Here is a 24,533-nt window from a genome sequence, read left to right on the forward strand (position 1 = left end):
GCTCCCTCGGGGGATGCAGGGGCGCCTGCGCCGTCGGGCCTCAGTCGATGAACTCCAGGCTGAGAATCTCGAAGGTTCGGATGCCCGTCGGCGTGCGAACCTGGACTTCGTCTCCTTCGCTCTTGCCGATCAGGGCGCGGGCCACCGGAGAGCTGATGGAGATCCTACCGTTTTTCGGTTCCGCTTCGTGATCGCCCACGATCTGATATACGACCTTTTCGCCGGTTTCGCCATCGACCAGAGACACCGTCGCGCCGAATACCACCCGGTCTCCCGAGAGCTTCGAAACGTCGATCACCTGAGCGCGCGCCAGCTTGTCCTCGATCTCCCGAATCTGAACGTCGAGCAAGGACTGCCGTTCCTTGGCGGCGTGGAACTCGGCGTTCTCGGACAAGTCCCCGTGGCCCCGCGCGTCTTCGATCTCACGGACGATCCTCGGGCGCTCGATACTTTTCAACCGCTTCAACTCCTCCAGCAGGAGCTGGTACCCTCGAGCGGTCATCGGAACACGGGTATCCTGCGTTGCCATGATCGACGCTCCTCAACAAAAATAAAAACCCCTCGGGAAATCTCCAGAGAGGCTCTCAGTCGCCCGCTCGCCCCTGCCGGCGAGCCCAGACAGCGGAATTTTACCATCGAATGGCGCGATTTCAACCCGAATTCCGCCGCGGGATTTCAAAGCCTTCGTGCTCCGGGACCGGCGGCACCGTTTCGTCAAGCTGGCGCGGGCGCGTCTGCGGCCTCGCGGCGGCCCGGGCCGAAGACATGGCAGGCAACCCCGTGGCCGGCGCTGTCGAACTCCAGCTGCGGCTCGACGCGGTCGCAGATCGACTCGCGGTACGGACAGCGGGGGTGAAAGGCGCAGCCCTTGGGAGGATTCACCGGGCTGGGCACGTCGCCCTGGAGCACCATTCGTTCCCTCCTGCGCGCCGTGTCGATCACCGGCACGGCCGACAGCAGCGCCCGCGTGTAGGGATGTCTCGCGCCCCGGTAGATCGTCTCGCTCTCGGCGATCTCCACGATCTTGCCCAGGTACATGATCGCCACGCGGTGGCTGATGTGCTCGACCACCCGCAGATCGTGCGAGATGAAAAAATAGGTGAGATTCATCCGCTCCTGGAGCTCCTGCAACAGGTTGATGATCTGCGCCTGAATCGAGACGTCGAGCGACGATACCGGCTCGTCGCAGACGATGAACTTGGGACTGACGGAAAGGGCCCGGGCAATGCCGATGCGCTGGCGCTGGCCGCCGCTGAACTCGTGCGGATAACGATCGTAGTGGTCCTCCCGCAGGCCCACCTGTCGAAGCAGCTCGACGACGCGATCGCGCTTGGCCTTGCCCTTGGCGAGCTTGTGGATCTCCAGCCCCTCGCCGACGATGTCGCCCACGCGCATGCGCGGGTTGAGCGAGGCGTAGGGGTCCTGGAAGATGATCTGCATCTGGCGCCGCATTTCGCGCAGCTCCCGGGGCGGCAGCGCCAACAAGTTCCTGCCCTGGAAATAGACCTCCCCGGCGGTGGGCTCGATGAGCCGCAGGATGGTCCTTCCGAGGGTCGATTTGCCGCAGCCGGATTCCCCGACGACGCCGAGGGTTTCGCCTTCCTCGACGTCGAGCGTCACGCCGTCCACCGCCTTGACGACCCCTTTCTGGCGCGAAAACAGCCCTTCCCCCAGCGGGAAATACTTTCTCAGGTCGCGAACTTCGAGCAGTCTCATAACTGCGCGGGAGCCCCTTCACCCGCCGAAGCAGTCTGGCTCTCCGGGAAATAGCACGCCGCCCAGTGGCCGGGCTCGGTCTCCGTGAGCGCTGGCTCGGCGGTGGCGCAGATCTCGGCCGCTTTGGGGCAGCGGTCACGAAAACGGCAGCCGCTCGGCAGATGCAACGGGCTCGGCACCACCCCGGGAATCGCGCGCAGGCGGCGTCGCTTGTCCGTGCCGCTCCCCGGAAGCGAGTTTAGCAGGCCGACCGTGTAGGGATGCAAGGGGCGGCTGAAGATCGCCGCCGCGCGCGAGCGCTCCACGATCTTGCCCGCGTACATGATCGCCACGTCGTCCGCTTGTTCCGCGACCACCCCCAGATCGTGCGTGATCAACAATAGCGCCATGCCGATCTTCTGCTGCAGCTCCTTCATCAGCTCGAGGATCTGCGCCTGGATCGTCACGTCGAGCGCCGTGGTCGGCTCGTCCGCGATCAGCAGGCTGGGATTGCAGGAGAGCGCCATTGCGATCATGACCCTCTGCCGCATCCCCCCGCTCATCTGGTGCGGATAGTGATCCACCCGGGATTCGGGGTCGGCGATCTTCACCAGCCGCAGCATCTCGATCGTCTTTTTCCTCGCTTCCCTTTTCCCCAGCCCCTGGTGCAGGCGGATCGCCTCGCCGATCTGGTCGCCGACGGTGAACACCGGGTTGAGCGAGGTCATGGGCTCTTGAAAGATCATCGAGATTTCATTGCCGCGGATGCGGCGCATCTCCTCGTTGCTGAGCTTGAGGAGGTCACGTCCCTTGTAAAGAATCTCGCCGCCGACGATCCGTCCGGGCGGCGAAGCGATCAGGCGCATGATCGAAAGCGACGTCACGCTCTTGCCGCAGCCCGACTCCCCGACCAGCCCCAGCGTCCTGCCTTCCTCGATCTCGAAGCTGACGCCGTCGATCGCCCGCACCTCGCCCTCGGGAGTGAAAAAGGAAGTCTGCAGGTTCTTCACCTGAAGCAGCGCGGTCACGGCAATTCCGATCGGTCGAGCGGCTCTGCTGCCGCGAAGGTACGCGGATCTTACTTTCAGGTTGAAGTTATTGTCAAGGTGAGGTAGAGGGAGCCGCAGCGGAGCCGGCCATGGGACGCGTCAAAAGCCTGGACGAAATCAAAGCCGAAATCCGCTCCCAGACCGGGAAGAAGCGGGTCTTTCGCCGACTCCGGCCGCACGACGTGGAGCGGGTGGTGGAGAAGCTCACGAGCAAGGACCCGGAGCTGTGGGCCGAGCTGTGGGCGGGCGTGGCGCTGCGCTACGAGGAAGAGGGCGCCGAGCACGAGCGACACGGCCGGATCGACCGGGCGCGCGAGAGCTATTTCCTCGCCTACGCTTACTACGCCGCCGGCCGTTATCCGGTTCCGCACACGCCCGGCAAGCTGCGCTGCTTTCACAAGAGCCTGGAGCTCTACGAAAAAGCCGGCCGTTACTTCGATCCGCCGCTCGAGCGTGTCGAGGTCCCGTACGGCGGCGGGAAAATCCCTGCCTATCTCCGGTTGAAGCGCGGCGGCGAGCGGCGGCCCACGATCGTCAACTTCGGTGGCATCGACGGCTTCAAGGCCGAGGCCTACGAGTACGAGGAAGCGATGCACGCCGCCGGCCTGAACACCTGCGCGATCGACATGCCGGGCACGGGAGAGTCCCCGATCAAGGCGACACCCGAAGGCGAATCCCTGTTCAGCGCCGTCATCGACTATCTCGAGCGCCGTCCGGAGGTGGATCCCGCGCGCCTCGCGATGGTCGGGCGCAGCTTCGGCGGCTATTGGGCGGCGAAAATGGCGTTCGTCGAGGCCGAACGTCTGCGTGCGGCGGTCGTCTGGGGCGGCGGCGTCCACTATTTTTTCCAGGAAGAGTGGCTGCGCCGGTCGACCAACGCCGAAAGCTATCTCATGGACCACGACGTCGCCCGCTGCATGGCTTTCGGCGTCGGCACAATCGACGAGCTCGCCCGCATCTTTCCATCGATGTCCCTGAAAACGCAGGGCTGGCTCGATAAGCCCTCGTGCGCGATGCTGGTGGTCAACGGCAAGGATGACCTCCAGACCCCGATCGACGATCTCTACATCCTCCTGGAGCACGGGAGCCCGAAGTCCGCACGGGTCTTCCCGGGCGGCCACATGGGGCAGACGCCGGAAACCCTGCCGACCATCCTCGGGTGGCTGCGGCGCGAGCTCCGCTGAACTTGCCCTCCGCATCGCGGCCGGCCGCCGGACGCCGCCCGCGATGGCAATCTCCGCCGGCGTCCGCTAGTCTGGTGACGATGCGTTCCTGGCGCTTCCCGGCGGCGGTGGCATCGGCGCTGTTCTTTCTTTCGGTTCTTCTCGCCGCCTTTCTCGCGATCGATGACCGATCGGTGCTCGAACGCCCGCCGGAAATCACCCCGGACAGTATCGAGAGGGCCACGCGCACCCTGGAGGAGAACGACCCTCGCGGCGTCGCCCCCGGAACCGTGCGCAGGCTGACCATCCTGCAGCAGGACCTCGATCTCGCCGCCGACTACATCGCGCACCAGTTCGCGCGCGGCGGCGCCCGCATCATGCTTTCCGCCGGCCGGATCTCGATCGAGGCGAGCGTCACCCTGCCGGAAAACCCCCTCGGAAGGTTCGTCAACATCAGGGCGGTGCTGACCGGAGACGGCGGCCCGCCGGTCTTCGACCGCCTGCGGGTCGGGCGCCTGCCGGTACCGGTGTGGCTCGCCAATCGCCTGCTCGCCCGCGTGCTGGCGGAATTCGGCATCACCCGCGACGTCGTGCGCGGAATCGACATCGGCGGCGATCGACTCGTTGTCAGCTACAGCTGGCAGCCGCATCTGCCGGACAAGCTTCGCTCCGCCCTGCTTTCCGGCGAAGAACAGCGGCGATTGCGCGCCTACCAGGATCGGCTCGCCGAGCTGACGCGCGCTTCGCCTCCGCGCCCCGTGGCGGCCGTCGATTTGCTCGTTCCCCTCTTCCAGCTGGCTCATGAGCGGTCACGGGCGGCAGAGCCGATCGCGGAGAACCGTGCCGCGCTCCTGGTCCTCGCGATGTACGCCAATGACCGCCCGCTTCAGGAAATCGCCCCGGCGGCGCGCCGCTGGCGCCGTCCCGTGCCGCGCGAGGTGAGGCTTGCCGGCCGCGCCGACCTCGCCAAGCACTTCCTGGTCTCCGGCGCGCTGGCGGCGAGCGCCGGAACCCCGCTGGCCGACGCCGTCGGTCTTTACAAGGAGCTCGGCGATTCGCGCGGCGGCAGCGGCTTCTCCTTCTATGATCTCGCCGCCGACCGCGCGGGCGCCCGGTTCGGCGAGCGCGCCGCGGATTCCGCGACCGCGCGGGCGTTGCAGCGGCGCCTGAGCGCGGGCGTGCTCGAAGGCGACCTCATGCCTGAGGCCGGGGACCTGCCCGAATTCCTGCCCGAGGCCGAGTTCAAGCGCCGCTTCGGCGGCGTCGGCGATCCGCGCTACGAGACCATGATGGCCGAGATTGAACGCCGGATCGCGAACCTCGCGCTCTACCGTTAGCACTGTTCCCTATCTTTCTTTTTCGTGGACGTCCGCCTGCCGGCATTGGCAGCCAGACATCCGTCGAAAGGCGCCGAGACCTGCCGCCGCGATGGGGAAGACTGCTGCGCCCCGTACGAGGAGTACGCGCCGGGAGGCCTCCCGGTCCTGCCGCTTCGCGGCGCGACCGTTCAAAGTGGCAAGGCGGGACCAGAGGCCCGGAAGCAGGCAACAGAATATTTTACGGCTCAGATCTTGAGATCGTCGGGCGGAGCGACCGACGCGATGTCGAAAGCATTGAGCGTGCAGGCGAGCATCGCATAGTAACCGACGGTCGCCGTCAGCTCGACGAGACCGCGCTCCCCGAACCGGCCGTAGAGCGCCTGAAACGTCGCCTCGCTGACTCTGTGCGTGCGCAGCAGCTCCTGAACGAAGCTGATGATCTGGGCGTCCTCCGAGGAGTAGTGCTCGGGGCCGCGGCGCTGGTGAATGGCGCGGATCGTGGCCAGCGGGATACCGGCGTTTTGCGCATGGGTCACGTGCGCAGCCCACTCGTGCTTGCATTCGAGCTCGCGCGACGCAGCCAGGGCCGCCAGCTCGATGACTTTGCGGTCGAGGGTCGATTCGAACCGGACATAGCTCCCGAGGTGAGCCGTTCGGGCCGCCAGCTCGGGACTGTGCAGCAGCGCGAGAAACGGTCCGCCGACGCGGCCGCGACTCTGCGCGATCGAGTCGTAGATGCTCTGGTACGGAGGTTCCAGGTCCTGTTTTCGGTCGATCGTTGCGATTCTGGCCATGCGTGCTCCTGTCATCGCGCAAGCCGCTGCTTGAGCCACTCGGTCACGATGCGTTGAACCTCGTCGTTGCGCTGGGCCGGCTTGCGTCCCATGTGTCCGGCTCCGGGGATGATGCGCACGTCCTTGGGGCTGCCGTGTTCCAGGAGAAGATAGATGTCCTCTACCGGATGCTGATCGTCCTCCTTGCCGTTGATGCAGAGCAGCGGCGCGGAAGGGCGATCGAGGATTCCCTGCGCCAGCAACGAAAGGCCCGGCGCGATTCGCAGGACCTCCTCCAGCGTGGCCGCCCGGAAGACGTACGCCCGCGCCTCCAGCAAGCTCGCCGGCCCCATCAGATACTGCGACGCTTTGACCGTGAGCGCGGGGCGCAGCCATTCCTCCTGAAAGGTGAGGTGGCACCCCGCGCCCCAGTTGACCGCGCCGCGCAACCGACCGGCTTCCACGTAGGCGAGCTTGGTCGCCCAGTAACCCCCGAAGCTCCCGCCCATGACGGCGACGCGGCGCCCGTCGATGTCGCTGCGGGTCTCGAGGTAGTCGAGGGCGGCGGAAAATGTCCTCTCGGCCCGAGGATCCTGACCCAGGCACGGGTTTTCTCCGGTGCCGGGCATGTCGATCGTAAACGTCGCCAGCCCCGCCTTGTGCAGCATCTCGCTGTTACTGCGCCGATCTTCCTTCCAGCCGTCCACCCCGCCCCAATGCATGACCACGGGCGGCCGATCGAGTCCGCCCGGGACCTGCAGGTAACCGACGACCTTTTTGCCCTCGAACGGGATTTCCACCCGCTCGGCGGGCGGATCGAGGCAAGGGGCCGCGCGGAGAAAGCAGCGAAGCGCGCTTCGGTAGCAATTCATCTTCTCGGGGCTTCCCGGGACAGGGTAACGGCCGATGCGGTAGTACTCGTACGCCTGGTAGAAAGCCGCGCCCGCCCGCCCGGGGTTTCCGAGCTTCTCCTGTTCCTCTCCGAGGCTTTCGTAGTGCCGCCCGAGCCTTGCCCATTCCCGACCCCACAGATCGGGATCGAGGCTTTCCAGCCGCTCGAGCACGGACGCGACATCGTCCGGCTTGGCTCTTTCGAAGGGATTGATCCTTCCCGCCCGCCGCCGGATCTCCGCCTTGACCGCTTCGAGGCTCCGGCCTGTCGTTTCCATGGTCTGCGAGTCGATTAACAGAAAGGAGGCTTTCGGCGCAAGAGCCCAGAGCTTCGCGCCTCAACGGTACAGCCAGCACAGCACGAAATGGCCGGGCTTCGGCTCGAGCTCCCGCGGCTCCTCGACATCACACAGCCCTTTAACGAGCTCGGGACAACGCGGGTGAAATCGGCAGGCGGCCGGCGGCCGCATCAGGCTGGGGGGCTCTCCCGGGGGAAGCTCCTTCAAGACCGCCGCGTTGCGCGGATCGGGATCGGGGATCGCTGCGAGCAAGGCGCGCGTGTAGGGATGAAGCGGGTCGTGAACCAGCTCGCGCGCTTCGGCCTTTTCGACGATCTTCCCCGCGTACATCACGAACACGCGCTCCGAAAAGTGACGCACCGACGACAGATCGTGGGTGATGTAGATGACGGCCAGATTGTGGGCGCGCTGGATGTTGCGCAGCAGCTGGAGGATCTCGACCCGCACCGAGGCGTCGAGCATCGAGACGGGTTCGTCGGCGACCAGCAGCTTGGGCCGCAGAATCATCGCCCGGGCGATCACCACCCGCTGCTGCTGGCCGCCGCTCAGCATATGGGGAAATTTCGGCAGAAAATCGTCCGGCGGTATGAGCCGGACCTCTTGCAGGACCTCGCGGATCCGCTCCTCCCTTGCCGGCTTGCTCCCGGCGCGGTTGACAATCAGCGGCTCCAGCAGGATGCGCCGGACGTTCATGAACGGCGGCAGCGCCCCGTAGGGATCCTGCTGGACGTAGCCCACCTGCGAGCGATACCAGCGCAGCGCGTCGCCGTCGGCCTCCGCCAGGTTTCTCCCCTCGAAGGTCACCTCGCCCTGGCGCGGCCGATACAGCCCGAGGATCGTCTTCGCGAGGCTGCTCTTGCCGCAGCCGCTCTCCCCCACGATGGCGACCGCTTCGCCGCGCCTGAGATCGAAGCTCACGCCGTCCACCGCACGCACCACTCCGGCCCGCCCGAATACCCATCGGCGGAGCTCGAACTCCGTGCGCAGGTTTCGTACGCGCAGCAGCGTGGCGTCACGCGCCTCCGGCTCGGCATCCCGTTCGGTCAGTTCGGCCTTCATCTCCGTTCCATGCCCGCGGCTTCGAGAGCGCCGCTACCCTTCCCTTTGGCTAGCCCTGTCCCGGACCCGCGGCGGCCGCCGCCTCGCCCCGGGTGACCGCCGCGTCGTAAAGCCAGCAGCGCACCCGGCGGCCTCCACCCGCTTCGATCAGGGGCGGATGTTCGGCGCATTTCTCGAACCGTAACGGGCAACGGGGCGCGAAGCGGCAACCCGCCGGCGGATCGATCAGGCTCGGCGGCTCTCCCGGGATGAAGTCGAGCTCCTTGTCGTCGCGCAGCCGCGGCACGCTCGCCATGAGCTTGCGGGAGTAGGGGTGGAGGGGGTCGCGGAAGAAAAGCTCGGCCGCGGCCAGCTCCACGATCTGCCCGGCGTACATGACCGCGACGTCGTCCGCCAGCTCGCTCGAGGTCGCGACATCGTGGGTGATCAGGATGAAGCTCGTCCGCAGCTCCCGCCGTGTCCGCTTGAGCACGTTCATGATGTTGGCCTGGGTGAGAACGTCCAGGGCGGACGTCGGCTCGTCGAGCACCACCAGTTGCGGGTGGGTGATCAGCGCCATCGCCACCGCAGCGCGCTGCCGCATTCCCCCGCTCAGCTCGAAGGGATAGCGGTGCAGGAAGTCCGGCGGCAGCCCGACTCGCTGCAGCATGTCCCGGGCCCGTTCCCAGCTCGCCTTTCTGTCCAGACCTCCATGAACCGACAGCGGCTCCGCCACCTGCTCGCCGACGCGAACCACCGGGTTGAGCGCGTTCATCGCCGCCTGCGGCACGAGCGAGATCCTGGTCCACCGCACCTCGCGCCTGAAGCGCTCGTCGTCGAACCCCATGAGGTCGACGCCGTCGAGCAGCACGCGTCCGGAGTACGTGGCCACGTTGCGCGGCAGCAGGCGCAGGAGAGCTCGCGCCAGCGAGCTCTTGCCGCAGCCCGACTCCCCGAGGATCACCATCGCGCGGTTGCGCTCGAGCTCGAAGCTCACCCCGTCGACGGCGCGAACCGCGCCCTTGGCGGTGCCGAAGTAGAGGCGCAGCTCCTCGACGCGGAGAAGGGGAGCCGCGCTCATAACGTTCTCAGCCTCGGGTTGAAGATGCGGTCCAGCGCGAAGCCGACCAGGGCGAACCCGCTCCCGGTCAGCATCAGCAAGACCGACGGCGCGAGCACCCAGTAATAATACCCTTTGTAGAGAGCCCCGTTCGCGTAGGCGTCGTTCACCACTTTGCCCCAGGTCGGCAGCACGGGGTCGCCCAGCCCCAGCACGGCGAGCCCCGCCTCGAGGAAGACGAACGAGGGGATGAGCGTCACGAACTGGGGCACGAGCACCGGCACGACCCGCGGGATCATGTAGCGGAAAACGATGCGGAAATGGCCGGTCCCGTACGTGCGCGCCGCCTCGATGTAGGGAGATTCCTTGACCTGCAGGAGGATCGAGCGATAGGTCTTGATCCCGAGGCTGAAGACGCTGAGAGCGATGATGGCGCCCAGCATTACCCAGAGGCTGCGCGAGTAGAAGATACCGATCATCATGAGAATCGGGAGGACCGGGAGGATGGCGTTCACCTCGGTGATCCGCTGGATGACGGCGTCCACCCACCGGCCGAACCAGACTCCCGTCGCCGCGATTACCAGGGTGGTCATCGTCGAGCCCAGGGCGGCGAGGAACCCGAACGCCAGCGCGACGGGCGTCCCCCAGAGGAGCGCCACCATGATGTCGCGCCGGCGGTGGTCCGTGCCGGCGAGCCCGAAGACCTGGCCGTAGACGACGAGCTTCGCGTCCAGCGTCGACGCCTTTTCGAACAGCAGCCCTTCGATCCGCAGCTCGTAGCGCCCCCGGATCGGCGCCGCGCTTTCGGCCGCTGCCCCCGGAGGCGCGAAGAGGCCGATCTCGGGAGGCAAACGGCCGAGCTTTTGCGCCAGCGAGCGGTCGAGCGAGACGCTGTAGCGCTCGGCCGCGGCGCGCACGGTCCGATCGCCCAGGGCGATGCGCCGGCCGTCCGGTGTCAGCCAGTAGAGGGAGACGTAAGGGCGCTGCTCCTTGAACTTCGCCTTGAAGAAGAGATTGATCTCGCTGGGAAACGCGTCGTACGGATAATCGAACGGCAGCGAGATCCAGAACGTCCGCAGGCCGCCCGGCAACGACTGCACCCGTCTGGCGGCCTTCGTCTCCGAGCTCACGACCAGCGTTTCGGGCAGCCGCGCTCGCGAAAACAGGTTCACCCACTTCGGCCGCGCGTTCCTCGGGCTCTCGATCCACACCGCCTCTCCGCCGCGCCATAGATGGATCCCCTCGGAGTAGGGAATGGCGATCACGGTGTAAAGCGCCAGGACCACCAGCGCGCCGATGATGATCAGCCCGGTGACGGCCGAGGGGTAGCGGGCGAACTCCCGGAAAACCTCGCGCAGCGCGCTCACGGGCTCCCTCCCGCGCCGCCCCCGACCTTCACCCGCGGGTCGACCAGCGCATAGAGAATATCCAGGAGGAACACCGTCAGCGCCAGCAGGTAGGCGTAGATGACCACCGATCCGATGATCACCGGCGTATCGAACTGGCCGACGGCCTGGAAAAGCAGCCGCCCCAGGCCCGGCCAGCTGAAGACCGTCTCGAGAATGATCGCTCCGCTCCAGAGCGAGATCAGGGTGAAGGCGAAGCTCGTGATGATGGGCGGCAGCGTCGGTCGCAGGATATAGCGCCGCTCGATCGCCGCCGAGGGAAGTCCCTTGGCCTTGGCGACCTCGACGTAGTCCTCGCTGGAATAGATGAGGAAGAACGTGCGCCAGTTGTAGATCGAAACGAACAGCGAGCCGAGCAGGACCGCCGCCAGCGGCAGGACCAGGTGCCGCGCCACGCTGAATGCGTAGGCCAGCGGAGATTCCGGCGGCGGAACGGCGACCATCCCGCCGAAGGGCAAAAGGCGGAACATCGACGCGAAGACCAGGATCAGGAAGATGCCGTAGAACCACGCCGGCGCCGCGGAGGTCGGAGCGAGCGCGACCACCATTCGATCCGCGAGGCTGCCGTAGCGGCGCGATAGCGAAAGCGCCACGGTGATCGCGAGCACGAAGACGATGAGATCGGCGGTGCCGAAGAGGAGCAGCGTCGCCGGCAACCGCTCCAGGATGATCGCCCGAACCTGCCGGGACCCCCGGTCGCTGGTGAGACGCTCGGCCCTGCCCAGGGAAAGCGTAAGGGCGTCCGCCAGGTAGTCGAAGCTGCGCAGGAGGAAAGGGCGATCCAATCCCAGCCGTCGCTCCTCGAGCGCGACCCGCTCGTCGATGATCCGCCGCACCTCGGCCGGCGGGAGCTGCCTGAGGTTGCGGTCGCCGAGGGCGGCGGTTCCGACCTGCTCGCGGATTTGCGCCCGGCGGATCTGGTCGACGTACCCGCCCATGTTGGCGACCAGGATGGAGATGTAGACCCCGGCGACCACGGTGAGAAAGAGCGAGATTGCCCGGAGGGCGAGATAGCGCAGAGTCCGGCCGACCATCAGCCTCTCCTCCCCGCGGCCGGCGCGCGGCCGCGGACGGTCTCGTCGGGCAAGGTCACGAACCAGTAGGTCTTGAAGGACGGCACGGCGACCACCCGCGGCGTCACCACGACCTCGAGTCGATTGGCGCCCGCGGCGAGGCGCGAGGTCTGAGCGCCGGGCAGCGCGATCCGCCATGTGCCTTCGCCCGCCGGCCGGGCGTCCGCCAGCTCGATCAGCGCGCCGCGGGAATCGAAGAGAAGATAGCGAACCCGCTCGATGTCCGCCGCGGGATAGGGTTTGCCCCGGAAGCTGACCCGGGCCAGGAATTCCGCCGGCGCGCCCCTCTTGAGCATCCGCGGGCCGGAAACCTCGACGTCGGCGATGCGGGGCTCCGTAAAGCGCACCCATTTCTCGGACGGGTCGGTGAAGCCTTCGAATCGCCTGACGACAACGATCTTTTCCACCGGATAGACGGCGTGGAGGTAGAAGGGCCCGTTGCCGACCCAGAAGTGGCCGCGCGCCCGGCGCCACGCCTGGAGCTTGCGGTACCGCTCCACCGCCTCGCGTCGGTCGACGTACCGACCGAGGGTCTTCTCGTAGGGGATGAAGCCCTCGGCGAGCGCCGCCGTGAGCTTTTGTCCGAGGATCTCAAGACTCGGTCCCGCGATGTAGCTCATCCACTCGACCTTGAGCTGGTCGGCCTTCGAAGAAGAAAACGCGAGCTGTCGATCGCGCTCCGCCAGAAAACCGAGCGCCAGCTCGTGCCACGGCACGCTCGTGTAGAAATCGGCGGCGCGTGACGCGGCGATCAGCTCCGCGTCGGGGTAGAGCTGGTCGCTGTAGATTTCCACGACCAGCGGATCCTCCTCGACGATCCGCAGCCCCCGGAAATGGCGCATGAACGTTTCGAAGACGGGGACCGCCGACGGATCGAAGACCGGGCTCTGCGGCTTTGCCCGGTCGAAAGCGAGAATCAACCCGAAAACGAAGTCAGCGAGCGAAATTCTTGTCCCGTCGTGCCAGCTCTTCTTCAGGAGCTCGTCTTCGTAGCGCACCACCGTCCTCGTACGCGCCCGAAGCCCCTTCGGATGCCTCTCCCCGACCGTGACGAAGCGCTGGCCGCTAGCGTCCCAATCGAGCCAGGCGTCTCGCGGCACCTCAATAACCGGAACGAAATGGAGCGACAGCCACTCGTGCGTCCGGACGACCGGCAGCCCCTTTTGTACGTGGACCTCGGCCGCCTTCACGCGCTGCGGCCAGTACAACCCTGTGAAGGGGTCCGGCAGCGTGGCCGCGTCCTGCGTGCTCCGCATGATGATGTTGTCGTAGATCCAGTTGCTCCCCGCGATCGGGTTCCACGGTTCGGTCAGCATGCCGGGGCTGGCGAAATGAACCGCGCGGCGTCCGGGGGACCGGATGGTGTAGGGCCACAAGAGAGAGCCGGAGATCCCTCCGGCGAGGTCGGCGGCGATAGAGACCTCCCGGCGGCGCGGCCACACGTTGATGCTGTCCGCCAGCCAGACCCGCACCGAATCATGGAGCGACAACCGCAGCGCCTCCGCCATGAGCTTTTTGCGCTCCTCGGGGCTGGTGTAGTCGCGGTTGCGCAGCCGCTCGGCCACCCGGGCGAGCTTCGGGTCGGGCCGATAGGCCTGCCACAACGGGTCGGGGCGGCCGCGCGGGGTGTAATAGGCGTCGAAGTTGTCGGCCTGGTCGCGATCCACCGCCAGCGTGATCCAGGCGCCGGTGTAGATGTGCCAGCGCCCCTCGGCCGGGTCGCCCTGAACCCAGATCGGCGACGCTTCGGTGGCGGTCTTGTACTGGCGCTCGACCACGAATCCCAGGTTCTCCAGCAGCGTGGCGACGTAATCGCCGATCTCGCGCCGCTGATGATCGTCCGGCCGGATCAGGAAGATCAGCCGCACCGGCTTTCCCCGAAACCACCAACGGCCGTCGACCCGCGTCGCCCCCAGACGCATCATCTCCCGGGAGATGACCTCCTTGGCCTTTTCCGGATTGTAGGCGTAGTGGAGCTCCAGCTGGCGGGCCACGTCCGCCAGGCGCGCGTAGTCCGGAAATGCGCTCGTGAGAGGCAGATATCTCGGGACCGCGAGCCCCCGGTAGATCTCCTCGACTATGTAGTCCCGGTCGATGAGCCAGTTCACGGCTTCGCGGATCGCGGGGACGTGAAACGGGTTGAGCTCGCCCGTCCGCGGAAAGGTCGGACCCACCGGATTGAACGCCAGCTCGGTGTTCGAGCCGTAGGAGATCTCGTGCTGGATCGTCCGTGACGACTGGATCTTCCGATAGAGTTCCGGGTCGTTTATGCCCATCGAGTAGACCTGGATCTCCCCTGCCTCCATCATGTCGATCGCCTTGGCGGGGTCGGACTCCTCCCGGAAAACGACCTCCGCCACCCAGGCTCCCGAATTCCCCGTCGCACCCGGTGTGCCGCCCGCCGCTTCCACGCCGGGCGGCCGCCCTTCCCGGCCGGAAGCGAGGAAAGCAATCCCGACGGCGAGCGTCAGGAGGACCAGCAAGACGAAGAATCCGCTTCTCTTCATGGTGGCGCCGTTTCTCTTGCGGTTCTTCCCGCGGCGACGACGATCAACGGCCGACCGCCTCGATCGGAAATTCCGTCGCGTGCTCGGGCTTTTGCTGCGTAAAGAGCTCGGGCGCAAGCGGCAGGTTCAGCTCCGGCCCCTGATAGCGGATCTCCAGCCGCTGCCCGCGCCCTGGCGACTCGATGTCGATCCGGGTCGGGAAAAGGCCGGCGCGCGTGGGGGTGTAGTCGGCGAACGTCGCGCTCAGCTCGACGGTGCCGCCGGAGCCGGTCCGCTCCCAGCCCGTCGGAACCGCCTCCGCCGACTCGAAGCGCACCACATCGCCTCCGCCGTCGGCGCCGGCGAAGACCAGGGCGTTGCCGTCCTGCCGCCACCTCCCGTCGAGCGCCACCGGCGGGAGCCCGAGCAGCAGCGCCGTCATTTCTCTCAGCTCCAGCGGAATCTCCGCCAGGCGGAGCAGGTTTTCCTTGGTCGGGCGGCCCCGTACGAAGGCCCCTTCCCGGATATGGTAGCCGGTGATTTCCTGCGCGTTGGCAGTGACGATCAGGATCGTGCCCAAGAACGAAAGCGTTTCGAGCCGGAGCCGCTCCGGTCGCTCCACCACCACCGCCTCCTGGAAGCCCTTTTTCCCGTCAGGTCCGGCGTAGCGGACGCTGGCCAGTGCCTTGAGCGAGCGGAATTCCCGCTCCCGCCGCGCCAGGCTCTCGAGAATGTCAGCTGCTTCCCATTGCCTTGAAGGCCGCTCGGGAGCTGGCGGGGCGACGATCGCCGCACATGCCGGGAGCACGACCAGCGCGACGACGAGGGAAAGGACCGTCGAGCGATGCGAGCGCCGCGCCCTCTCCGGCCCGTCCCGGCCCTGCGGCCCGCCGGCCGCGCGCGCCGCACGGGGAAAAAGGCTCAAGCCCCGCTCCCGCCCGGTCAAATTTTCTTCTCCAGGCGCTGGATTTTTTCGCGGAGGCGCTTGACCTGCTCGTCTTCCTTGCTTTTCTTCAGAGCGTCCCGATAGCGCACCAAAGCCCGATCCGGCTTGCCGACCTTCTCGTAAGCGTCCCCGAGGTGCTCGAGGATGGTGGGGTCGTCGACGGTGATCTCCACGGCCCGTTCGAGGTGCTCGACCGCCCGCGGGTAGTCGCCCTTCTGATAGTACACCCATCCGAGGCTGTCGATGTAAAAGCCGTCGTTGGGCTCGATCTTGAGCGCCCGCAGGATCAAGCTTTCGGCCTCGTCGAGCCGCACGCCCATCTCCGCCCACGTGTAGCCGAGGTAATTCAAGGCGGCCGCATTCTTCGGATTGAGATCGATCGCCCGCTTCATCGCGGCGATGCTCCGTTCCTTGTCCTTGTTCTCGTCGTGCAGCGCGCCGAGCTGAAAATAGGCCTGGTCGTTGTTCGGATCGAGGGCCAGGAAGCGCTCCATCGCCTCGATCGCCTTGGGGTAGTTCTTGGCCTTACGGTACAGCGACGAAAGGAACGCGTAGAATTCCTTCCGGTCGGGTTTCTTGCGCACCGCCGCGAGCATCGCCTCGATCGCCTTGTCGGTCTGTTCCCGCCGATCGTGGATGTAGGCCGCCTGCACCCGCGCGTCGACGTAGAATTCGCTGGTTTCCGGGATCCGCTCGAACTCCTCCGCCGCCTTCTCGTCCGCCTTGAGCTCCGTGTAGGTCGCGCCGAGATAATAACGGACCCGGTCGTTGCCGGGATCGGCCGCCAGGACCAGATTGAATTCCGTCGCAGCCCGCTCGAAATCGCCCTTTTCGTAATAGATCAGGCCGATCTTGACGCGGGTCTCGCGCGGATCGGCCTCCGTCTCCTCGAGCTTCTGAAACTGGGCCAGTGCCTCGTCCAGCCTGTTCTGGCCGACGTAGATCTCGCCGAGCCGCTTGCGTGCCCAGGCGTTTTTCGCGTTGACCTGCAGCACCCGTTGATAAGTCTGGATCGCTTCTTCGGTCTTGCCTTCGAGCTCGTAGACGAGCGCGAGATCCATCAGCGCCGGCTCCGAGCGCGGATTGATCTCGAGCGCCTTGCGGTAGCTCTGCTCCGCGGCCAGGTAAAGCTTGCTCCTGGCTTTCACCCGACCGAGATAGTAGTGGCCCAGCGCCGATTCCGGAGCGAGCGCCAGGAGCTGCTCCAGATAGCGGGTCGCGTTCGCGTAATCCTCCATCTGCAGGTAGAGCGCGCCGAGATAGAGCAGCGCCTCCTGGTTCTTGGGATCGAGCTTCAGCGCCTCGTGATATTCGTGCAGCCCCTTGGCGTGGTCACGGAGCGAAGAGTAGAGTCCGGCAAGCAGCAGGCGATGCTCGACTCTGTTCGGGTCCAGCCGGACGGCTGCCTCGGCCTCCTGCACGGCGCCTTTGAGATCCCCTTTGCGAAGCCGCAGGGTGGCGAGGCGATAGCGCAGGAAGGCGTCGTCGGGGCTCGCCGCCGCCGCTGCTTCGAACTCCCGGAGCGCCTCTTCGAACGCGCCCTCCCCCAGCAGCAGCTGGCCCTTCATGAAATGCGAGATGCTTCGGGCCTCGGCCGGGATGTCGACCTTTTTTTCGCGGCTGAACGGTCCTTCGGGCTTCCAGGAAAGCCCCTCGGGAGGGAGCCTGGTCTCTGGCACCGTCGAAGCGCAACCGGAGAGAAGCAGGACAAAAACTGCGCCCCGGGCCAGACGGGTAGCCATCACAAAAATGGGTTAACATACTCCCCGCGGCCGGTCAACGAATCGACGTGGGGAGAAGACGGTTTCACTCCCGCAATCGATTGTGCTACTTGTTTTTTTGCCGCCGCTTCCGGCGGCGGTCCCCGGTATGGCGCAACTATCCCGTGAGCAGGCGGAGCGCGAGCTCCGCGAGCTGCGCGAGCAGATCGAAACCCACAACTACCGCTACTACGTGCTCGACGATCCGACGATCAGCGACGCCGAGTACGATCGTCTCTTTCGCAGGCTGCTCGAGCTCGAAGCGGCCTTCCCCGAGCTCCTCTCCCCCGATTCGCCGTCGCAAAAGGTCGGCGCTCCGCCCCTGAAGCAATTTGCAACCGTGCGCCATTCCGTTCCGATGCTCTCGCTCAACAACGCCAACACCGCCGAAGAGATGCGGGAGTTCGAGGAGCGGATTTGCCGTTTCCTCAAGACCACCGAGCCGCTCGAGTACGTCGCCGAACCGAAGATCGACGGCGTCGCCGTGGAGCTGGTTTACGAGAACGGCCGCTTCACCGTCGGCTCGACGCGCGGCGACGGCCTTGAGGGCGAGGACATCACGCTGAACCTCAAGACCGTCCGCTCGGTCCCGCTGGTGCTGAAGGGCGACCGGCGTCCGGTCCCGAGCCGGCTCGAGGTGCGCGGCGAGGTTTACCTGCCCACCCGCGCCTTTCAGCGCCTCAACCGCGAGAGGGAGGAGGCCGGACAGCCGGTTTTCGCCAACCCGCGCAACGCCGCAGCCGGCTCGCTCAAGCAGCTCGATTCCCGCATAACGGCCAGGCGGCCCCTCGATCTTTTCTGCCACGGCGCCGGGGAGCTCTCGGGAAACGGGCTTCGAACGCACTGGGAGTTCCTCGACGCGCTGAGGCAATGGGGGCTCAAGCCGGTGCCCTTTGCGAAGGTCTGCCGCGGCCTCGACGAGGTTCTGGCGCACCGTGAATACATCGAGAGCCTGCGGGACGAGCTGCCCTACGAGATCGACGGTCTGGTGGTGAAGGTCAACAGCGCCGAGCTCCAGCGCCGTCTCGGCGTGATCGCGCGCTCGCCGCGCTGGGCGATCGCCTACAAGTTCAAGCCGCGCCAGGCGACCGCGCGCATCCTCGACATCCAGCCTCAGGTGGGTCGCACCGGGACGCTGACCCCCGTGGCGAGCCTGACTCCGGTGCCGATCGGCGGGGTCGTGGTGAGGAGCGCGTCACTGCACAACATGGACGAGATCGAGCGCAAAGACATTCGCATCGGGGACACCGTGGTGGTCGAGCGCGCGGGCGACGTCATCCCCTACGTGGTTCAGGTGCTGGTCGAGAAGCGGACGGGAGAAGAGCGCAAATTCTCCATGCCGTCGCGCTGTCCGGTCTGCGGCGCGGAGGTGTACCGCGAGGCGGGTGAAGCCGCCTACCGGTGCGTCGGCCTTTCGTGCCCGGCCAAGCTCAAGGAGAGCCTCAGGTTCTTCGGCTCCCGGGGCGCGATGGATATCGAGGGCCTCGGAGAGAAGCTGATCGATCAGCTCGTCGACCGGGGGATCGTGCGCGATCCAGCGGACCTTTACAGCCTCACCCGGGAGCAGATCGCCGGCTTGGAGCGCATGGGGGAGAAATCGGCGCAAAACCTCCTGGCCGCGCTCGCGAAGAGCAAGCAGGCGACCCTTGCGCGAGGTCTGACGGCTCTGGGCATCCGCCACGTGGGGGAGGCGACGGCCAGGCTCCTGGCGGAGCACTTCGGCAGCCTCGAAGCCGTCATGCAGGCCACCGAGGAGCAGCTGATGGAAGTAAGGGAAATCGGGCCGGAGGTGGCCAGAAGCATCGCCCGTTTCTTCGCCCAGCCCGAGAACCGGGCCGTGGTCGAAAAGCTGCGCAAGGCGGGGGTTCTCTTCAAGGCCGAGGAGAAAAGAGCCGGTCGGCTGGCGGGAGCCACCTTCGTTCTCACGGGCGCGCTCGAGCGTTTCTCGCGCGTCGAGGCTCAGCAGCGAATCGAGTCCCTCGGCGGGCGGGTCGCCTCCAGCGTCAGCCGCAACACTACCTATGTGGTAGCGGGAGCGGACCCGGGCTCCAAGCTGAAAAAGGCCCAGGATCTGGGTGTCCGGATCCTCAGCGAAAGCGAATTCCTGGAGCTCGTGGAAGGCCCCTAGCGGTTGGGACCGGACCGGTTCTCGCTTTTTCCCGGCCGGGATGTCCGGGGAGCCTGCGGCCGGGCCTCGCTGACGACGATATTGCGGCCTTCGAAGTTCGTCCCGTTCAGCGCCGTGGCGGCCCGCTGCGCCTCGTCGTCGGAGCCCATTTCGACGAAGCCGAAGCCCTTGGAGCGGCCGGTGAGCTTGTCGGTGATGATTCTTGCGCTCACGACCGAGCCGTGCTGGGCGAAATGTCTCTGAAGCCTTTCCTCTGTGACCGAGTAGGGCAGATTACCAACGTACAGCTTCGCTCCCATGCTTGGCCCTCCTTCCGGAACAATGGAACGGCAAACATCGGCGGATCGACTTGTCCAAAGGGCAAGGCCTCAAACGGGTGCTGCAATCCAACCACTGTCTCGGCACGCTCTTCGGCAGACTGACCCCCGCGACCGGCGTAACACTACAAAAGGAACCCCGCGGTTGTCAAACCGGCCCGGTTCGAGGAAAATCGTCGGTACGGACAACCCGTCATGAGCGAAAATCTTGCTCGGGTGCACCTGCGGATCACCGGGAGGGTCCAGGGGGTTTTCTTCCGCGCCTCGGCGCAACGGGAGGCCGAACGGCGCGCGGTCACGGGGTGGGTGCGAAATCGGCCGGACGGCTCCGTGGAGATCGTCGCCGAGGGGGAGCGGGCCAGGCTTGATGAGTTTATCTCCTGGTGCCGCCAGGGCCCCCCGGGAGCCCGCGTCGACGGAGTGACGGTCGAATGGGAGACGTTCCGCGGGGAATTCCGGTCGTTTCGGGTCGAAAGATAGCCGCCGGAGAAGGATGGGTCCTGCTCCGGCGGTTCCTGATATCTGGCTGCTGTTTAATCCGGCTTTTCTGGCGCGTCCGGTTTGGGCGCCGGTTCCGGGCTCTCCTGAGCATGGACGAAACCACCGCTCAGCCCGATGATCGACGCCGCGGTGTTGAGACCCAGGACGAGCGTTAATGCCAACAGTGCTTTTTTCATTCGGTCACCTCCTTTCTCCGCTGAATTTGAACATTGACGATCACCGCACCGCCGCTTTCGTTGGCGCCGTATCAGCAGCGACCGTCGCTTCGATGTGCTGGTTCAGCAATTGCGATGCCATCCGGGAAGTGTGACCGCGCGTCGGAGATTGCAATCTTTTTCGAGCCAGGAGGAAAACCGGCTGTTGCAGAATGAAACGACGAAACGATGCCTCCGGGGGCTTTTCGCTCTAACTATCGGCGGGAAGAGGTTTTATTCGTTTGTTGCAACAACCCACGCGCCGTTGTAATTTGCCACAGGCCGGACTGCATATGCGCTTCAACTTCCGATCCGTCGGGTTGGGCACCAAGCTCGTTTTTTTCCTCGTGAGCACGCTGGTGGTGACCATGGTGGTTCACGGTTATTTCAGCGTCCGCCAGGAAAAGGAGAACATCCTCCGCGAGATGAAGGTCGGCATGCTGGGGCTGAGCCGCGCCATCCAGGCCGCGCTCGGCTATATGTACGGCGAGGAGCGGGATCTCGGCGCCACCCAGAGGTTCATCGACGGCGTGGCGCGAAGCGGAAACATTCACGGTGTCGTCGTCTACGACGTTTCGGGCCGATCGGTCGCGGTCTCGGCGTCGCTCAAGCCGACCGACGATTTCCCCGGACTCGACCCGCAGCCAGTCTTGGACATCGATCCCGCTCCCGTGCTCCGCTCGGGCAGGGAAGTCGACGGCTATACCGAAAGCCCCGCTCACCCGGTTTACTACCGGATCGAACCGATCCTGGACTCCGATCGAAAGATCGTCGGCGCCTTCGTGCTCGCGCGCCGGGGGTGGGGATTCGCCACGAGCATTCAGGCCAGGCGCAATCGCATTATCCTGACGACCTCGGCTCTGGTGCTCGTCCTCTGCATCCTCATCCCGGTTCTGGTTCGCCGCAACGTCTCGCGCCCGATTCGCGAGCTGATCGCCCGGATCCGCGAGATGGGACAAGGGCACTGGAGCGAGCGGATCGAGATCCGCAGCCGTGATGAAATCGGCCAGCTCGCGCGCGAGTTCAACCAGATGTGCGAACGTCTCCAGGACAGCTACCGCCAGCTGGTCAGGGAGCAGCAGGAACGGCTGGGCCTCGAGCGCCACCTGCGTGAATCGGACAGGCTGGCCTCGGTCGGGCAGCTCGCGGCCGGCCTCGCCCACGAGATCGGGACGCCTCTCAACATCATAGGAGGGCGGGCGGAGTATCTTCTGCGCCGTCCCCGCAGCACCGAAGAAATCACCGAAAACCTCCAGATCATTCGGTCGCAGATGGACCGGATCGCGAACATCGTGCGCCAGCTCCTCGAGTTTTCGCGCCGCCGGGAGCCTGCCTTTCGCACCGTCAATCTCCCGTTGCTCCTGAAAAACGTGACCAGCCTGGTCGGGCACAAAATCGCCGAAAAGGGTGCAAGCGTGAAGATTGAGGCCGATGAGCGGCTCCCCGCGATCCAGGCGGATCCCGATCTTCTGCAGCAGGTGTTCGTCAATCTCTACCTGAATTCGCTGCATGCGCTGAGCGACGGCGGGCGGATCACCATAAGCTGCGAGTCGGCGCGCGAAGAAATCGGGCCTCCCCCGGGGTGGGTCAGGGTCGTTATCGAGGACGACGGCGAAGGGATCGAAGCCGCCCATCTCGGCCACGTCTTTGATCCTTTTTTCACCACCAAGGACGTCGGGGAAGGCACCGGCCTTGGTCTGGCCGTGAGCTACGGGATCGTCAAGGAACACGGCGGCGAGATCCGGGTCGAGAGCGAACACGGCAAGTTCACCAGGTTCATCATCGATCTCCCGGTCTTCGGGCAGGTTCCGGAGCACGCCGCGGCTTGAAAGAATGACCATGGACTTCAAGGAACAGATCCCGGGCCGGATCCTCGTCGTCGACGACGACCCGGAGATGTGCCGGTTCTTCATGCAGCTCCTCGGCGACGAGGGCTATGCGGTGGAGGTCGTTCATGACGGCGCATCCGCGCTACGCCGCCACCGCCAGGGAGACTTCGACCTGGTGATCACCGATTTGATGATGCCGCGAATGCGCGGCACGGAGCTGGTGCGCCAGCTGCGCGAGCACGATCCGGACGCCCTGGTGCTGCTCGTGACGGCCTTCGGCAGCATCGAAAGCGCGGTCGAGGCGATGCGCGCCGGCGCTTTCGACTACGTGACCAAGCCGTTTCGCACCGACGAAATCCTGCTCGACGTCAACCGCGCGCTCGAGCAGCGACGGCTCCGGAGCGAGCTGCGCCGGCTCCGCACCGAGGTCCAGGAGCGGTACAGCTTCCAGAACGTCCTCGCCAGGAGCGAGGCGATGCAGAAGGCCCTGGAAATCGCCGCCCGGGTGAGCGATCTCTCCGCCAACGTCCTGATCATCGGAGAGAGCGGGACCGGCAAGGAGATGATCGCCCGCGCCATTCACCGCAACAGCGCTCGGGCCGAAGGTCCGTTCATCCCCCTGAATTGCGCGGCCGTTCCCGAAACGCTGCTCGAGAGCGAGCTGTTCGGCTATACGAGAGGGGCCTTCACCGACGCCAAGAAGGATCGGCGCGGCCTGTTCCAGGAAGCCGGGGGCGGGGTTCTTTTCCTCGACGAAATCAGCGAAATGCCGCTCAGCATCCAGGCCAAGCTGCTGCGCGTCATCGAGGACAAGGAAGTCCGTCCGCTCGGCTCCAACCAGAGCGAAAAAATCGATGCCCGCGTGATTTCGGCCAGCAATCGGGACCTCGAAAAACTCGTCCAGGAAGGAAGCTTTCGCCGCGACCTCTATTACCGGCTGAACGTGATCCGGATCGAGCTGCCGCCCTTGCGGGAACGCCCCGAGGATATCCCCGTGCTGGTCGACCATTTCATCCGCAAATTCGCCGGCCACGCGACCCGCCCGGTCACCGGCATCGAGCCCGATGCCCTTGCCGCGTTGATGAGCTACCGCTGGCCGGGAAACGTCCGGGAGCTCGAGCACACGCTCGAACGGGCGGTGCTGCTCGGCAAAACGCCCTCGATTTGCCTCGACGACCTGCCGGAATCGTTGACCCGATGCAACCGCGACAGACTGCCGCTGAACGAGGCGCTGGCGCGCGGCTATACCCTGAAAGAGCTCGAGAAGGAGTACATCCATCGGGTGCTCGAGAACACCAACGGCAACAAGACCGAAGCCGCGCGCATTCTCGGGGTGGACCGTACGACGCTGTACCGCAAGCTGGAAGAGTACAAGGTCGAAGTGTAGGGCTAGCCCCCGGCGGTCACAGCGAGACGGTAGATCTCCTTCTTCGAGCAGGCGTACTTTCTCGCGAGCGCCTCGGCGATTTCCTTGGCCCGCATCCCCTCGCCCTTCAGCCGGGCGATTTCCGCGGCCAGCTCGGCGTCTGCCGGCGGCGCCTTCGTCCCGGCGCCCTCGACAATGAGAGTCACCTCGCCCCGGGTTTCAGCGGCGGCAAACCTTCCCGCCAGCTCGGCCAGGCGACCGCGGACGAATTCCTCGTGGATCTTGGTGAACTCCCGTGCGACCACCGCCCGGCGATCTCCGAAGATCTCGAGCAGATCCCGCAAAGCCTCGCCGAGCCGGTGTGGCGCTTCGTAAAAGATCAGCGTCCGCTGCTCGTCGCGAAGCTCCTCCAGGCGTCGGCGCCGCGCCGATTTCTTCGCCGGCAGGAAACCCTCGAACGCGAAACGGTCGCTCGGAAGGCCGCTCGCGCTCAAGGCCGCGGCGAAGGCGACCGGACCGGGAACCGGCGAGACCGGCACTCCCGCGCGCGCCGCCGCCTCGACCAGGCGAAAGCCCGGGTCGGAGATGCCGGGCGTCCCCGCATCCGACACGAGCGCAATGTTCTTGCCCTGTTGCAGGAGCGCGAGCAGCTCGCGAGCTTTTTCCTTCTCGTTGTGCTCGTGATAGCTGGTCAGCGGCGTGTGCACGCCGTAGCGGCGCAGGAGCGCGAGCGTGCGCCGCGTATCCTCCGCCGCGACGAGGTCGACCTCCTTCAGGACGCGCACCGCGCGAAACGAAAGATCTTCGAGGTTGCCGATCGGCGTGGCGACGACGTAGAGGGTTCCCGGATCCATGGCGCCGCCCGGCTGCGGGCGCTGATCGGAGGCTAGCACGCGCCCGCGCTCTCTTGCAATTTCAACGGGCTTCGCTAAGGTGGAGAAAAATCCGCGTGAAAGCTCGGCACGCGGGGAAGCAGACATGGCCACGGAAGAGGTTTTGATCTTCGGGCAGGACCTTTGACCTTACACCTCGGGAGCCCGTGAGGATTACTCCCGCCGGAAGGTCCCCTATCGCTACATCAACGTCCTCAAAGACGCGGAAGGGCTGAAGGAGATGCTGCGCCATTCCGGGGGCGACCGGCGCATACCGGTCATCGTCGAGTCCGGAAAAGTGACCATCGGCTTCGGCGGCACCTGAGAGGTGTAGCAAGGCCGGCGGGGCCGGCCCGAGCGGGCGCCGA

22 protein-coding genes are annotated in these 24,533 nt (G+C 65.9%); 7 read left to right on the plus strand and 15 right to left on the minus strand.

What is annotated here, in order from left to right; translation table 11 throughout:
* Nucleotides 1-40 precede the first annotated feature (40 nt).
* From greA to VNN77_07540, 3 genes are all read right to left on the minus strand, one after another.
* Nucleotides 41-529, minus strand: coding sequence for a transcription elongation factor GreA (gene greA, locus VNN77_07530; protein HXG51237.1), 489 nt, complete (start codon nucleotides 527-529; stop codon nucleotides 41-43).
* Nucleotides 530-714: 185 nt separating this feature from the next.
* Nucleotides 715-1,716: a dipeptide ABC transporter ATP-binding protein gene (locus VNN77_07535; protein ID HXG51238.1), complete on the minus strand. Its 1,002-nt coding sequence runs from the start codon at nucleotides 1,714-1,716 to the stop codon at nucleotides 715-717.
* Nucleotides 1,713-2,723, minus strand: coding sequence for an ABC transporter ATP-binding protein (locus tag VNN77_07540; GenBank protein HXG51239.1), 1,011 nt, complete (start codon nucleotides 2,721-2,723; stop codon nucleotides 1,713-1,715). The genes VNN77_07535 and VNN77_07540 overlap by 4 nt, the downstream gene beginning before the upstream one ends.
* Before the next feature lie 110 nt (nucleotides 2,724-2,833).
* On the opposite strand from VNN77_07540, the gene VNN77_07545 reads away from it, so the two are divergent.
* A complete protein-coding gene (locus VNN77_07545) occupies nucleotides 2,834-3,928 on the plus strand; it encodes an alpha/beta hydrolase (protein ID HXG51240.1) in 1,095 nt (364 codons plus the stop codon).
* 80 nt (nucleotides 3,929-4,008) lie between these two features.
* On the plus strand, nucleotides 4,009-5,244 hold the full coding sequence (locus VNN77_07550; GenBank protein HXG51241.1) for a hypothetical protein: 1,236 nt from the start codon (nucleotides 4,009-4,011) through the stop codon (nucleotides 5,242-5,244).
* Between the two features lie 227 nt (nucleotides 5,245-5,471).
* On the opposite strand, the gene VNN77_07555 is transcribed toward VNN77_07550, so the two are convergent.
* From VNN77_07555 to VNN77_07595, 9 genes are read right to left on the minus strand one after another with little or no spacing between them, the layout of a single operon-like run.
* A complete protein-coding gene (locus tag VNN77_07555; protein ID HXG51242.1) occupies nucleotides 5,472-6,020 on the minus strand; it encodes a carboxymuconolactone decarboxylase family protein in 549 nt (182 codons plus the stop codon).
* 11 nt (nucleotides 6,021-6,031) lie between these two features.
* Nucleotides 6,032-7,168: an alpha/beta fold hydrolase gene (locus VNN77_07560; GenBank protein ID HXG51243.1), complete on the minus strand. Its 1,137-nt coding sequence runs from the start codon at nucleotides 7,166-7,168 to the stop codon at nucleotides 6,032-6,034.
* A gap of 60 nt (nucleotides 7,169-7,228) precedes the next feature.
* Nucleotides 7,229-8,248, minus strand: a complete 1,020-nt coding sequence (locus tag VNN77_07565) for an ABC transporter ATP-binding protein (protein ID HXG51244.1) — start codon at nucleotides 8,246-8,248, stop codon at nucleotides 7,229-7,231.
* Between the two features lie 49 nt (nucleotides 8,249-8,297).
* Nucleotides 8,298-9,308 (minus strand): ABC transporter ATP-binding protein, encoded by a 1,011-nt coding sequence (locus VNN77_07570; GenBank protein ID HXG51245.1) that lies wholly within the window; start codon nucleotides 9,306-9,308, stop codon nucleotides 8,298-8,300.
* Entirely contained in the window at nucleotides 9,305-10,654 is a 1,350-nt protein-coding gene (locus VNN77_07575; protein ID HXG51246.1) for an ABC transporter permease, read from the minus strand. Before VNN77_07575 ends, VNN77_07570 begins: the two co-directional genes overlap by 4 nt.
* Nucleotides 10,651-11,727 (minus strand): ABC transporter permease, encoded by a 1,077-nt coding sequence (locus tag VNN77_07580; GenBank protein HXG51247.1) that lies wholly within the window; start codon nucleotides 11,725-11,727, stop codon nucleotides 10,651-10,653. Before VNN77_07580 ends, VNN77_07575 begins: the two co-directional genes overlap by 4 nt.
* Entirely contained in the window at nucleotides 11,727-14,273 is a 2,547-nt protein-coding gene (locus VNN77_07585; protein HXG51248.1) for an ABC transporter substrate-binding protein, read from the minus strand. Before VNN77_07585 ends, VNN77_07580 begins: the two co-directional genes overlap by 1 nt.
* A gap of 43 nt (nucleotides 14,274-14,316) precedes the next feature.
* Nucleotides 14,317-15,177 carry a DUF4292 domain-containing protein gene (locus VNN77_07590; GenBank protein HXG51249.1) on the minus strand — a complete coding sequence of 287 codons (861 nt, stop codon included), beginning with the start codon at nucleotides 15,175-15,177 and terminating at the stop codon, nucleotides 14,317-14,319.
* Between the two features lie 17 nt (nucleotides 15,178-15,194).
* The gene (locus VNN77_07595) at nucleotides 15,195-16,877 is read right to left on the minus strand and encodes a tetratricopeptide repeat protein (protein ID HXG51250.1); all 1,683 of its coding nucleotides are present in this window, start codon (nucleotides 16,875-16,877) and stop codon (nucleotides 15,195-15,197) included.
* Nucleotides 16,878-17,067: 190 nt separating this feature from the next.
* Here VNN77_07595 and ligA point away from each other — a divergent pair, with 190 nt between their 5' ends.
* Nucleotides 17,068-19,086, plus strand: coding sequence for an NAD-dependent DNA ligase LigA (gene ligA / locus VNN77_07600; protein ID HXG51251.1), 2,019 nt, complete (start codon nucleotides 17,068-17,070; stop codon nucleotides 19,084-19,086).
* On the opposite strand, the gene VNN77_07605 is transcribed toward ligA, so the two are convergent.
* Nucleotides 19,083-19,385, minus strand: coding sequence for an RNA-binding protein (locus VNN77_07605; GenBank protein HXG51252.1), 303 nt, complete (start codon nucleotides 19,383-19,385; stop codon nucleotides 19,083-19,085). The genes ligA and VNN77_07605 overlap by 4 nt on opposite strands.
* A gap of 213 nt (nucleotides 19,386-19,598) precedes the next feature.
* Between VNN77_07605 and VNN77_07610 the strand changes: the two genes are divergently transcribed.
* Nucleotides 19,599-19,883, plus strand: coding sequence for an acylphosphatase (locus VNN77_07610; protein HXG51253.1), 285 nt, complete (start codon nucleotides 19,599-19,601; stop codon nucleotides 19,881-19,883).
* Nucleotides 19,884-19,936: 53 nt separating this feature from the next.
* Here VNN77_07610 and VNN77_07615 read toward each other — a convergent pair whose 3' ends face one another.
* Nucleotides 19,937-20,080: a hypothetical protein gene (locus VNN77_07615; GenBank protein HXG51254.1), complete on the minus strand. Its 144-nt coding sequence runs from the start codon at nucleotides 20,078-20,080 to the stop codon at nucleotides 19,937-19,939.
* A 311-nt stretch (nucleotides 20,081-20,391) separates the two neighbouring features.
* Here VNN77_07615 and VNN77_07620 point away from each other — a divergent pair, with 311 nt between their 5' ends.
* Together VNN77_07620 and VNN77_07625 are read left to right on the plus strand one after the other, a co-directional pair.
* Entirely contained in the window at nucleotides 20,392-21,927 is a 1,536-nt protein-coding gene (locus VNN77_07620) for an ATP-binding protein (GenBank protein HXG51255.1), read from the plus strand.
* 10 nt (nucleotides 21,928-21,937) lie between these two features.
* Nucleotides 21,938-23,314, plus strand: coding sequence for a sigma-54 dependent transcriptional regulator (locus VNN77_07625; GenBank protein ID HXG51256.1), 1,377 nt, complete (start codon nucleotides 21,938-21,940; stop codon nucleotides 23,312-23,314).
* Between the two features lie 2 nt (nucleotides 23,315-23,316).
* Here VNN77_07625 and rsmI read toward each other — a convergent pair whose 3' ends face one another.
* Nucleotides 23,317-24,147: a 16S rRNA (cytidine(1402)-2'-O)-methyltransferase gene (gene rsmI / locus VNN77_07630; GenBank protein ID HXG51257.1), complete on the minus strand. Its 831-nt coding sequence runs from the start codon at nucleotides 24,145-24,147 to the stop codon at nucleotides 23,317-23,319.
* 124 nt (nucleotides 24,148-24,271) lie between these two features.
* On the opposite strand from rsmI, the gene VNN77_07635 reads away from it, so the two are divergent.
* A complete protein-coding gene (locus VNN77_07635) occupies nucleotides 24,272-24,490 on the plus strand; it encodes a UXX-star (seleno)protein family 1 (protein ID HXG51258.1) in 219 nt (72 codons plus the stop codon).
* Nucleotides 24,491-24,533: the final 43 nt, after the last annotated feature.

The sequence above is a fragment of the Candidatus Zixiibacteriota bacterium genome, assembly GCA_035574315.1.
Lineage (GTDB): Bacteria > Desulfobacterota > Binatia > UBA9968 > UBA9968 > DATLYW01.